The organism is Arthrobacter gyeryongensis (assembly GCF_039543785.1).
Classification (GTDB): Bacteria; Actinomycetota; Actinomycetes; order Actinomycetales; family Micrococcaceae; genus Arthrobacter; species Arthrobacter gyeryongensis.
In genome coordinates this window covers 155,679-167,049 of the sequence record NZ_BAABKK010000011.1, presented here as the reverse complement: position 1 = coordinate 167,049, position 11,371 = coordinate 155,679, and the positions used below count along the sequence as shown (strand labels likewise).

General features: G+C 64.1%; 9 protein-coding genes. 3 read left to right on the top strand and 6 right to left on the bottom strand.

Translation table 11 applies throughout. The features are described 5' to 3' along the window. Window positions 1-50: 50 nt before the first annotated feature. Window positions 51-491 (bottom strand): VOC family protein, encoded by a 441-nt coding sequence (locus ABEA18_RS10130; protein WP_345449223.1) that lies wholly within the window; start codon window positions 489-491, stop codon window positions 51-53. Between the two features lie 168 nt (window positions 492-659). On the opposite strand from ABEA18_RS10130, the gene ABEA18_RS10125 reads away from it, so the two are divergent. Together ABEA18_RS10125 and ABEA18_RS10120 are read left to right on the top strand one after the other, a co-directional pair. Next, complete coding sequence (locus tag ABEA18_RS10125) at window positions 660-1,559, top strand: phosphotransferase (protein ID WP_345449271.1); 900 nt, start codon at window positions 660-662, stop codon at window positions 1,557-1,559. A 43-nt stretch (window positions 1,560-1,602) separates the two neighbouring features. Next, window positions 1,603-2,730, top strand: a complete 1,128-nt coding sequence (locus tag ABEA18_RS10120; protein WP_345449222.1) for an App1 family protein phosphatidate phosphatase — start codon at window positions 1,603-1,605, stop codon at window positions 2,728-2,730. A 7-nt stretch (window positions 2,731-2,737) separates the two neighbouring features. On the opposite strand, the gene ABEA18_RS10115 is transcribed toward ABEA18_RS10120, so the two are convergent. Both ABEA18_RS10115 and ABEA18_RS10110 read right to left on the bottom strand, forming a co-directional pair. Then, the gene (locus tag ABEA18_RS10115) at window positions 2,738-4,144 is read right to left on the bottom strand and encodes an LGFP repeat-containing protein (RefSeq protein ID WP_345449221.1); all 1,407 of its coding nucleotides are present in this window, start codon (window positions 4,142-4,144) and stop codon (window positions 2,738-2,740) included. A 365-nt stretch (window positions 4,145-4,509) separates the two neighbouring features. Next, window positions 4,510-5,703, bottom strand: a complete 1,194-nt coding sequence (locus ABEA18_RS10110; protein ID WP_345449220.1) for an alkaline phosphatase family protein — start codon at window positions 5,701-5,703, stop codon at window positions 4,510-4,512. Between the two features lie 287 nt (window positions 5,704-5,990). Between ABEA18_RS10110 and ABEA18_RS10105 the strand changes: the two genes are divergently transcribed. Beyond that, window positions 5,991-6,965 (top strand): glycoside hydrolase family 16 protein, encoded by a 975-nt coding sequence (locus ABEA18_RS10105; RefSeq protein WP_345449219.1) that lies wholly within the window; start codon window positions 5,991-5,993, stop codon window positions 6,963-6,965. A gap of 19 nt (window positions 6,966-6,984) precedes the next feature. Here ABEA18_RS10105 and ABEA18_RS10100 read toward each other — a convergent pair whose 3' ends face one another. From ABEA18_RS10100 to ABEA18_RS10090, 3 genes are read right to left on the bottom strand one after another with little or no spacing between them, the layout of a single operon-like run. Continuing rightward, window positions 6,985-7,368 carry a hypothetical protein gene (locus tag ABEA18_RS10100; RefSeq protein WP_345449218.1) on the bottom strand — a complete coding sequence of 128 codons (384 nt, stop codon included), beginning with the start codon at window positions 7,366-7,368 and terminating at the stop codon, window positions 6,985-6,987. Further along, the gene (locus ABEA18_RS10095; protein WP_345449270.1) at window positions 7,358-9,253 is read right to left on the bottom strand and encodes a hypothetical protein; all 1,896 of its coding nucleotides are present in this window, start codon (window positions 9,251-9,253) and stop codon (window positions 7,358-7,360) included. Before ABEA18_RS10095 ends, ABEA18_RS10100 begins: the two co-directional genes overlap by 11 nt. Next, window positions 9,253-11,364 carry a glycosyltransferase gene (locus ABEA18_RS10090; RefSeq protein WP_345449217.1) on the bottom strand — a complete coding sequence of 704 codons (2,112 nt, stop codon included), beginning with the start codon at window positions 11,362-11,364 and terminating at the stop codon, window positions 9,253-9,255. Before ABEA18_RS10090 ends, ABEA18_RS10095 begins: the two co-directional genes overlap by 1 nt. Window positions 11,365-11,371: the final 7 nt, after the last annotated feature.

The following is an 11,371-nucleotide window of genomic DNA, read 5'->3' as shown; positions in this document are numbered from 1 at the left end:
CGTTGAGGGCACCGAAAACCTGCTCGGCGTGATGCGGCCCGCGTCGAGCCTTAGGTCATCCGCTCAGCGAGGGACACAATGATTCCCTCTGGACCTCGCACGTACGCCATGCGCCAGGCTCCTTCGTACTGGCCGATACCGCCGACCAACCCGTAACCCTCGGCGGCAAGCCGGTCGACATGGGCCTGAAGATCGTCGACTTCGAAGGACAGGCTGCGCAGCCCTAGTTCGTTGGCCATGGCGGCAGGCGATCCCGGCTCCGGGTCCGGCCTGACGAAGCTGGATAGCTCAACCCCTGTTCCTCCGTCAGGTGTCCGCAACATGACGATCTCCGTGCGGGAGTCAGGGATCGCTATGACCGTGTCGATGAATTCGCCCTCCACGAAGGTCCGGCCCTCGACCTCGAGCCCGAGTCCTACGAAGAACGCCGTTACCTGGTCGAGGTCCTGAACGGTTACACCGACGTGGTCGAACCGCATGATTCGGGACATGGGACAAGCCTCCAAGTGTTCGTTTCACGGCCCAGGACGGAGCCTACCGGGGACTTTACGGCGGATTCACGTCGGGAGAAAGTCATCGTCCGGACGGCAGCCTGGCGGCGTGCCCAGCAAGCCTGCCGGCTGGCTCGCACGGCCCGTGCGTAGGCTTGGGGAGTGACCATGCATGAGAACCAGCTCAGCCTAGGCCGGACTGAAGCCGTGCGCCTGGTGCGGGGCCTGTTTCCTTCGGTCTCAGAACCGGAAGTAACCGCGGTCGAGAGTGCCGGAACGGTCAATTACGTGTACCGGGTGGGAACATGGTGCGCCGCCAGGTTCCCAATACAAGGCGGTGACGCTCGCGAAGTCCGCGAAGTCCTTCTCGCGGAACACTCTGCAATGCGCGAGTTCGCCGCAGTGAGCACCGTGCCGTCCCCTTTGCCTGTAGCGATTGGTGAGCCAAGCGGAGAGTACCCGTCACCCTGGTCTGTCCAAACGTGGATCGACGGCGAGATCGCGACCCCGGCCTCGGTCGCGTCGTCGACGTCGTTCGCGGTGGACCTTGCGGCGCTCATCGCGAGCCTTCGGCGGGCGGACACAAAGGGTCGCTCATTCTCCGGCGAAGGCCGCGGCGGGGAGTTGGCAGCGCACGATGCGTGGATCGCGCAGTGCCTGCAACAGAGTGATGGACTCTTGCCGGTGGATCGGCTCCGCCGGGCCTGGGCATCGCTCAGATCGCTGCCTCGTCACGGTGACGATGTGATGTCCCACAAGGATCTCATTCCCGGAAATGTGATCCTCAGGGACGGTCGCCTCGAGGGCATCCTCGACACCGGTGGCTTCGGTCCTGCCGACCCCGCGCTCGACCTCGTCGCCGTGTGGCACATGCTCGACTTCATCCGACGAGAAACGGTCCGCGCCAATCTCGCGATCGGGGACCTCGAATGGCAGCGGGGTGCCGCCTGGGCCTACGAACAAGCGATCGGGCTCGTCTGGTACTACGCCGAGTCGAATCCCACAATGAGCGCACTTGGACGGAGCACACTTGATCGGCTGCTCACGGATCCGCTCTTGGGGCTGTAGAACGGATGCCGCCGGTCATCTTCTGCCATGTCAGACTGGACGCATGTGTCCCCTCCCTATGAAGCCGCGCGCTCTGTCCGACAGCGTTGACGGCGGGAGCCCGACGCCGCCGAGCGCCGCGCGCCGCCACCTCGCCCTTAGGCTCGACGACGGTTGGCTCAGGTTCCAGACGCGTCTCGCGATCCGGCGCGGTCGGGTGGAGACGGTCATCCCTTACACCGGTTACGGCACCACTTCCTGGGTCCGGGTCTTGGCGCGCATTGTCCGCAGTGAACCGCGGGACACGGGGAGCGGTCCTCAGGCCGGTGCGCTCAAACCGCTGAAGGATGGCATGCGCGGCTGGCGCAATTTCACGAGTGCGCCCGTGGCACACGCTGCCGTGCGCGTGATCATCGCAGGCACTGTCCATGATGTCGAAGCCGACCGCGGAGGCGTCGTCGACGCGCGTATCCCCGTAGCCCTCGACGCCGGCTGGCATACAATCACCATTGAATCCGGCGGATCCAGGATCGTGGAAGCCCCGGTGCAAATCATCGCTGACGACACAGACTTCGGCGTCGTCTCCGACATCGACGACACCGTGATGGTCACGGCGCTGCCTCGTCCATTCCTAGCTGCCTGGAACACGTTCGTACTTGACGAACACGCGAGGACCCCGACGCCGGGCATGGCTGTGCTGTACGAGCGGATCGTAAGGACGGTGCCCTCGGCCCCGGTGGTGTACCTGTCGACGGGCGCTTGGAACGTCGCTCCGACGCTGTCGCGCTTCCTGTCCCGAAATTTGTATCCCGCCGGTCCCAAGCTCCTGACCGACTGGGGTCCCACCCCAGACCGCTGGTTCCGCAGCGGCCAGGAGCACAAGCGGACCTCTCTGGAGCGTCTCGCGGCGGAGTTCCCGGGCATCAAATGGCTGCTGGTTGGCGACGACGGACAGCACGACGAGGCCATCTACGCAGAGTTCGCCCAACGCCATCCGCAGAACGTCAGGGCTATCGCGATCCGCCAGCTCTCCGCCAGCGAAGCGGTACTCGCTGGCGGGCGGTCGAAGTCCGCGGCTCAACCCACTCCGGGGATCCCTTGGATCTATTCTCCGGACGGTGCAGGGATGTCGGCCCAGCTAGAGCAGTTGGGCATCATCCGGCGCAGCGTCCGGTCCTCCGCGGTCGGCTGAGTCGGCCCTACTGGTAGCTGATAGCTGTGCCGGCTGCGCCGGACCAGGTGATTCGTCCGCCTTGGTAGTCCTGCGCCACACCGGCGCCGAAGGCGAACTCATTGGTCGTCGGGTAGCCAAGGCGGCCGTTCTCCCAGCCCTGGGATGCGTAGGCTGCGCGGATAGCGCCGGCGTTGGAATGGGCCCCTGAACCGGCAGACCAGTAGATGACGCCGAACTGGAAGTTCTGGTAGACCCCACCGTTCTTGAGCCCGGTGATTTCATCGCTGGTGGGGTATCCGAGGATGCCGTTCTCCCAATTAAGTCCGGCCCAGGCGGCGTCGATGGCGGCCCTGGTGATGTGGGCGCCGGTGGCCGGTGACCAGTGGATGACACCGTGCTGGAAGGTCTGGTAGACGCCTCCGTTGGTGAGGCCGCCGATTTCATTGCTGGTGGGGTATCCGAGGGGGCCGTTCTCCCAGTTTTGGGCGGCCCAGGCGGCGTCGATGGCGGCCCTGGTGATGTGGGCGCCGGTGGCCGGTGACCAGTGGATGACACCGTGCTGGAAGGTCTGGTAGACGCCTCCGTTGGTGAGGCCGCCGATTTCATTGCTGGTGGGGTATCCGAGGGGGCCGTTCTCCCAGTTTTGGGCGGCCCAGGCGGCGTCGATGGCGCCCTTGGTGATGAAGGCGCCGGTGGTCGCCGTCCAATGGATCACGCCTCCCGTGTAGTCCTGATAGCACCCACCGGCGGCGAGCCCGCACACGACCGCTCCGGTGGCCGTACCGGCGCCCGGAGGAACCGCGGCTGCTGCTGCAATGGCGTCCGCGCCCGGTGTCCCTCCTCCAGACGTTCCTCCAACCTTGATGACGAGATCGTCGATGTACTCGTCTCCCATTTGCGTCAGATGCTCAGCGCCGAGCTGGAGCGCCGACACTGTGGTCGCTGTCGTATTGACTTGGTTGCTTGAAAAGATTGATGTTCCGTCAACCCAGACTTCAACCGTGGACGCGGCGCCGTTTGCTATGACATGCATTCCAACATGCCGCCACGCATTCAGCGCAATGGAGCCCGACACCAACTTGGTGTAAGTAAAGCCCGTCGAGGATGTTACCCGGAGCCAAATTTGGCCGTTGCTGTTGTAGCGGTAGATGTCCACGAACCTTGTGGTGTCGAAGAAGAACCGGAAGTAGGGGACATCGTTTCCGGCGACGCCCGCGGTGGTGATATTGAACCAGGCGTCCGCATATACGTCATTGGAATTTGCCGGGAGCGTGGTCACCAAGTTGGCCAGGGAACCGGGGTCGGTGGTCACATGCAGGTGGGCCGAACATGATCCGGAGTGGGCCTGTGAGTTGTCGATGGTGGCCGTTCCAGTTGTTCCGGTATTAACCGTGAAGCCGTCAAGGGTTCCGGATTCGAAGTTGTTGGCCACAACCGTTGTTCCAGGATAAGTGTTCGTGGGAGCTGGAACTCCGGCTGAACAAGTGGTCGGCGGCGGGGCGGCTGCGCTTGCCGGACCGGACGCAAAGGCCAGTGCCATTACGGGCACAGCAAGTGCGCTGATGAAGCTCAAGCTAAGCAGTCGTTTCACTGATCTGTCCTCCCACTTCGGTCAACGTCCGCCACCACAGTGGTGCCGAAAAGCTGCCGGTGAGTGCGGAGGCTCGTGGCCCAGGCACCCGGCAACGCGGTCGAGAACCTATGGCACCATGGGGGCGGTTACAGGAGCGTTACCAAATCCCTAGGTGGGTGATGACGGCGGTGGAGTAGAGGCATGACCGGTTGACCTCCGCAAGCTCAGGGGTGCACGCTGAGGACGTCGGGACCGAAGCTGGGCAGCCCCGGGGCCCCCGCATAGCCCAAGCGGGGGAGGGAGAAGATGTCCTCCATCGTGGCGAGCAGGCTGTAGTGGTTGTACATCTTTGCGCTGCTGGTGCCCGCACTGGTGAACCGGGAGAGCACAAGCGCGCCGATAAGGCCGCCGGCTGTTCCGCCTGGCAGACCGGAGGGGCCGGTTGCGTTACCGTCCGCCTCGTCAAAGGTGATGACGAGCAGGCCGTCCTGCCGATACGCCTGTGAGTTGAGGATTGCTGGGACTTGTTCCTTGAGCCAGGTGTCTGCGGTCGCCAGTCCGCCGGGTTGTCCATTGACGCAGGGGCTGTCGTGGCCGTCGTTGCAGAGGTTGGGGCTGATGTAGGCAAGGTTCGGAGTGGTGGCCGCGGACTGCAGGTCCCTCGCGAGGTTGGAGTAGTCCACTACGTTGTCTTGGCAGCCAGGGAGGGAAGTGATGCTGGTGAAATAGACGAAGGGATTGTGGCGCGTGGCGTACTGGTCATTGATTTTGGCGTTCTGGGAGTCGTCCTTTGCACCCGGGTTCGGGTGGCGGCACGGCGTTCCCATATCTTCCATGTATCCCTTCCAGGTTTTCCCGGCGCCGCTAAGTTGCCCGGCGAGAGTCGGGACTGAAGCGGGGTAGACGCAGCCCGATCCGAGCACTTGTCCCGGGTCGGCGGTTCCGGTTTGGATGAACGGAGCGTAGGTCGTGCAGTCGTTGCGCGTCATCGGGTTGGATGCCTGCCCGGAGATCTGGGCCAGATAGTTGGGGTTGGAATGATGGGCGACCCCGTAGTACTGGGTCAGGAGGACGCCCTGACTGCGCAGGGTTTGGGAGAGGTAGGGGGCTGCCGAACCCGGACCCCAGGTCTTGTTGTAGCTCTGGTTTTCCAGATTGATTACGAAGATGTGCCCGACTTTCCCGGCTGCAGCAGATGGTACGGGACTGGCGGGAGGCGAGGCGGACGTCGGGGACGCGGAGGAACCGGTGATCGTGGTGGGATCAGGAACCGGTGTTCCACCACCCGATGGACCTTGGCAAGCCGTGCTGATCACCAAGAGCGCAGCTGCCATGACGACGCGCCGAGTCCGGGGACGGCGGTATTGCGGACCGTCCTGGCGCGGGACCTTCCTGCCGGATTTCATTCTCAGTTTCATCTGATCCTTACTCCTCCAAATTCCTGCCGACCTCGGGCTGAGGCCCTGGCCCGCATGGCGGCAGGTCTGCGCCGAAGGGTCACGCCTCGTTTTGGCGGTAGCAGGTATCGCGGAAGCGTTCCGGTGCGGACACTTTTGCACACTAAGTTCAACAGGGCTATGGTTCCGGGCTTCGGGTTACCTGTGAATTCGGAGCCGGGGCCATAGATGCAGCGGCTCCGCGCCTGGACGATGGAGGAATGGGCCGGGCCTTGTTTCGGTGCCTGTTTGCCGCCACACTGGCTCCCATGCACGTGGAGGAACGGCGAAACGGCAAGTGTTTCAAGACTGCCCAGCGCGCGGCTATGACGATCGCGCTCGTGGCTTCCTTGGCGCTGGCCTCCTCCGGATGCACCGACGGATCGAAGGGACAACAGTATCCTGAGGCAAGCCGGGCAGCTGGAACCCCGCCGACCGGAACTTCGACGGCGGGATTTTCGACGGCCGGAACTGCGACAGTGGGGGCGGGCGCAGGGCAGTCCGAGGCGACGGGACCGATGCCCGTGGGTGATTTGCCCGGATGGCGGCGGGTATTCAGCGAAGACTTCAGCGAGGGGGACGTCCCGGTCGGGAGTTTCCCCGGTGCGGCGTACAGCGCAAAATGGAGTGTCAACTACGCTGACGGCACACCGGACACGGCCGGTCAGCAAAGCGGCGGCAGGTCGGGGTACTACCCATCGAAGGTGCTCAGCGTCAAGGACGGGATGCTCGACATGTACCTGCACACCGAGAAGGGTGTCTCGATGGGGGCGGCACCGTCGCCGAAACTGAATCCGGCCAACGGGCGCCCGTACGACAGTCTGTTGTACGGGCGGTATTCGGTACGGTTCAGGTCCGAGGCATTGCAGGGGTTCAAGACGGCGTGGCTCCTGTGGCCCGATAGCGGAGTGTGGCCGCGTGACGGAGAGATCGACTACCCCGAGGGTGATCTGTCCAAGTCCTTTTACGGCGCCGTCCACCAGGCCGGCTCGGACAAGGACATTTCCCGCAATATCCAGTCGGGTGCGCAGTTCACGTCTTGGCATACCGCGACGACCGAATGGACGCCTGGGCGCGTTGAGTTCTTCCTCGATGGTGTCTCGATCGGTGTCAGCACTGTCGGCATCCCCGACAAGCCGATGCATTACATCCTCCAGACCGAATCCTGCCTGACCGGCTGCCCCGCACCTGCAACAGTCGGGCACCTGCAGGTGGCCTGGGTGGCAATTTGGGCGAAAGCGTAGGTGCATTGCCCGCCCCTCGTTACCGCGCCGCTTCCGTTCGCCGGGACCGTCGGTCCACGCCGGCGAGGAGGACCAGAGTGAGTACGGCCAGGAGGGACACAGCCACCGACGGATGCCAGAAACCGGAGTAAAGCATCGCCGTCGAGAGCAGGATTGCCGAGGCAAGGCTGAAGCTCACCGCTATCGCGACGGCCAACGGGAGCACTTCGAATCCGGTTCCTTTTCGGAGCCGGGCGGGTTTCAGGAGCAAGATGAGCGCTGTTCCCGGGCCAGCGAGGAGGAACGGTCCTATGATGGCAAGGCGTAGAGCCTCCGGGCCTGTAAAGGACAGGGGAATCGAAGCCAGCGCAACGGCGGCCACGATGGCGCCGATCATGCCGACGGTTCTTTCCTTAGATGCCATTCGGTGCTCCTTGCAGGTGGTAGATCACTCCGCCTCCGTTGCGGTACTCCACTGTCCACCCTCCTTGGACTGCGCATCTGTCGATGAAGTGCGGGAGGCCTTCGCTCGGCCCCGTGTTGAGAAGGTCGGCTGCGGCGACCTGGCTTGCAGTGACTATCAAATAGGCGCCTGCCGATGGGACGAGTTGGGTTATCGATGCGCAGCCGGGCTGCGGGTCGCCAGGGCGTGCCGGCTCCGCTTGGAGGACTGTCTGGTACCGGTATCCGGTGTAGTGCTCATACCGCCACGCCGTGTCGTGAACTGCCTCGATGAGGACCGAACCACGGGGCGCGGTGGCATAGAGCTGGTTGACCAGGGCGATTTCGTCGGGAGTGAAATTCTCAATTGCGTCATTGCCGTACCTGGTGGTGACCGTGCCCGCGGCAATAACGGAACCTAGCATGAGGAGCGCTGCCAGCTGGCGCAAGCCGGGCGGACTGGGACCAGCGGGAAGAAACGGAAGCACAACGAGGCTCGCGGCGAAGGGCAGGCTGAATAGGTATATCCGGAGCAACAGCTCACCGCCGTACGACTGGAGCGGGAACATGACGAAAGGTGCCACCGTCCCCATTGCAGCAGCCAGCCAGCGCGTCCCCAGTCGTCGTCCCCGGAGGCTACCCAGCCCCGCGAGGCCCCAGACCAAGGCTCCCTCCGCGAGCCGGGAGTAGACGATGAACTGGTGGGCAGGGTTACCGCCCACCCTGTTGAGCAATGAGGCAGAAGCCGCGGCGTTGATGTTGCCTATGGATCCGAAGAGGGTGTGCAGGTGGCCAATGAGGAAAGGCGTGGCGGCCAGGACCAGCCAGCAGACCGGAAACAGCAACGCCAGGACCGGCAGGAACCGCAGCCGGCACCGTCCGCTCAGGGCGAGCAGGGCCAGGATAGGAATCGCGGCGAAAGGTGTGAGTTGATGGGCGACCGTCATCCCGGCCAAGAGCACCGCACACACCGCGGCCAATATGATGAAGGCTGACCGTGACAGTTCGGCCGGTATCGGCGCCGGTTTCACGGGTTCGAGCCGGCGCACGAGATTCCTCAGCCGGCTGGCGAGTTTATTCCCCGGTTTCCACGGCCACCCGGGGAATACTGTCAGGACACAAGCGACCAGGGTCAGCAGCAGCAGCAAGGCGCAGGCTTGCGGGGAGAGGTAATCCTGCCCCACCCAGCTGGCAAGGTAGAACATCCATACGCCCGCCCACGCTTGCCTCCGGGTGGAGGTGAGGCGCAGGGCCAGCGCCAGCAGGGCGGGCATGAGCAGGACGTTGACACCGACCGGCGCCCACGTAGCAGCCCAGGTCAGATCGTGGACTCCTGTCGTATTCGAGAGCATCGCCAATAACCCGAAAAACCCGGGCCAGTTGAAATATGCGTCCAGCTTCCGGTCCAGGCCTCCGGACTGCGTGATGTAATCGGTGATGCCCAAGTGGCGGTAGCTGGCTTCCAGACGGGGCAAACCGTGAATGATCGGGTCTGCCCCGTGCAGAATGACGATCAATACCAGAAGCTGAATGACGAGCAACCACGGGCGAAGAACCTTGAGACCGAGGGAACCGACGAAACCGGCAAGGCTTAGGCCCAGGGCAAAAAAATAGGCGAAGGGCAGGACTTGGATCAGGCCAGCGCCGCCAATGTCCTGTGCGTTGACCGTTTTGAGCGCCCAAACTCCCAGGATCAGAGCGGTCGCCGCCATGACCGCGAGAGCCCCCATAATGCGCGGGTCACCCCGGTCGGCCCGATGCTGGGCTTGGTGCAGATGTTTTGTGTCGCTCGTGCGGAAAGGGACCACGCCGACGTCGGATCGGTGCAATCGCGCAGTGGAGACCCGCCACGGGGTTTGTACGGCCATCACGGAGCCGGGACTCCATGTGCTCGTGACCCGGATGTGCGCTCGACTTTGTGTTTGGCCGGGGCAAGGCGATGCTCCTGCGAGAAGTGATGCAGCCGCGCGGCGGCGACCACCGCCGTGGCCAGTTGGGACGCCAGCCAGAGCACGGAAACTCCGACGAGCCCGTAGCGCTGGGCGACCGCCGGGGCCGGCGCCACTGAGACCACGAACGCCGCAATCGCGACCACGGTCGACTCGGCCAAACGTCCGGCGGAACGGCACACGCCGTAATAGACCTGAGTGACGCAGGTGAGCATCAGGGCCGGGACGAGGACAGGCAGCAGCACCCACGCCGATGCGTAGCCGGATCCCAACAGGGGCAGAAGCAGCGAGCCCGCGGCGAGCAGCAGAACCCCGGCGAGGGCGGTTAGGAGGAGACTCATCTTCAAGGCCCGCCGGATCAGGCCCGCACGTGAGGAGAACCGGCTATCGGACGTGTCAGCGGCGATAGCGGTCTGAAGCGAGTAGCCAGCTGATTGCGGCACAAAGAAGATCGCTGACGCAAGCATCCAGACGAGGTACCAGGCCGCGGCGGCCGACGTGTTCAATGCCGCTGCCACGACAAGTGGAAGGACGTATCCGGGTGCGCGGTCGGCCAGCATCAGCGCATGCTGACGGAGGCCCGGGCCCCAGACTTTCGCCGCCTCACGCCAACTGAGCTGTGTCCAGTCCGGAGTCGTTTCGGTGCGTCTAAGCTGGTGCAGGCCCAGGAGTACGCTCGCCAGGGCACCCGTGGCTACGGCGACGACGATTGCGGCTGGAGCGCGGTAACCCGCAAGCAGGCAAGCCGCCAAGGTAATGAGCTGGCACGCGGCCTGGACCAGGCTGCGCGTCAATGCACGATCTGCCCGGGCCTGCGCGACTGCAATGTGGTCGAGCTGGTACGCGACCGAGGCAAGGAGCGCAGCCGCGAAAAAGCCTGCACTCATGACAGGATCTTTCCAAGCGGTGCCGACGCCGGATCCCAGGAAATAGGTCACAACGACTACTCCCGCACCCGTGAGAAGTGACGAAAAGCTCACCGCCCCGACGCTCGCCGGTATCAGGTTCCGGCCTTGATCCGGCTGGGCAGGTAACAAGGTCAGTGTTGCTGGGCCGACCCCGAGCATTCCCAGCTGTACCGTCAGCATCGTTGCGGAGACCACGGCAGAGGCCAACCCCAGGCGATCGGGAGGAATCATGAGCGCGGCAAGCGCCCAGAATACGAGCCCGGCCGCCATTGGCGTGATGCGGGCGGCGGCTAGCCACACGGCGTTCCCGCCGAGGGACAGTCCTTGCTTGGGAAGGCGCAGTAAAGTGCTGCTAAAGGCCCCGTAGTTGTATACGAGGAAGCCCGCCCAGTAGGGCAGGTACCGGGGGGCTGTGGCCAAGGAAAGAAGGACGCCTCGCGCCGTTGCGAGCAAAGGCAGCAGCACCAGCCACCCGGCCCTGCCAGGGTGCTTGTACATTGTGCGTGCCAAGCCTGCCCCGTCCTGCAGCCACTGGTCGCGGGCGTACCCGAAGGTGTCAGCGAACCGGTGCCTTACGAAAGTCGTGGGGGAGACGCCGATGCGGTATCCACCGTCCTCAAGCCGGATCCTGAGCTCGATGTCCTCGCCCGAGCGGAAGCTTTCATCGAACCCGGCTTCGAGCAGAACGCTACGGCGCATGAGCGTGGCACTGACACCAAACCATGAGCGGACTCTGCTGTGGTTATGGTGCCAGGCAAGGGCCGCCCCCCAATAGCCCGCGCCGTCGGGCTCGCTCACAAGTCCAAACTGCAAGCCATCGAAGCCGCCCGCTTCGAACTCTTCCACCAGGTTTGCGAGGACGCCTGCTGGTACGACGACGTCGGCATCGATGAGCGCGACAAGATCGGCGTGCGCGGCCCGGGCCCCGAGCATCCGCGCCGCCGGAAGTCCTCGCCCCTTGTCGGAGATGACCCGTGCCCCGTAGGAGCGGGCGATCTGCACGGTGGAGTCAGTTGAACATCCGTCGATGACGATCACCTCGCGGGGGTTCTGGTCGAAGACAGACTTCAGGCATTCGCCGAGCCAGTTGGCAGCGTTGCGGGCCGGGATCACGACAGACACGTCCAGA

Excerpts from the sequence above, each read along its gene's own strand:
- ABEA18_RS10130 (WP_345449223.1), bottom strand. The coding sequence starts at position 491 with ATGTCCCGAATCATGCGGTTCGACCACGTCGGTGTAACCGTTCAGGAC.
- ABEA18_RS10125 (WP_345449271.1), top strand. The coding sequence starts at position 660 with ATGCATGAGAACCAGCTCAGCCTAGGCCGGACTGAAGCCGTGCGCCTG.
- ABEA18_RS10120 (WP_345449222.1), top strand. The coding sequence starts at position 1,603 with ATGTGTCCCCTCCCTATGAAGCCGCGCGCTCTGTCCGACAGCGTTGAC.
- ABEA18_RS10110 (WP_345449220.1), bottom strand. The coding sequence starts at position 5,703 with ATGAAACTGAGAATGAAATCCGGCAGGAAGGTCCCGCGCCAGGACGGT.
- ABEA18_RS10105 (WP_345449219.1), top strand. The coding sequence starts at position 5,991 with ATGCACGTGGAGGAACGGCGAAACGGCAAGTGTTTCAAGACTGCCCAG.
- ABEA18_RS10100 (WP_345449218.1), bottom strand. The coding sequence starts at position 7,368 with ATGGCATCTAAGGAAAGAACCGTCGGCATGATCGGCGCCATCGTGGCC.
- ABEA18_RS10095 (WP_345449270.1), bottom strand. The coding sequence starts at position 9,253 with ATGGCCGTACAAACCCCGTGGCGGGTCTCCACTGCGCGATTGCACCGA.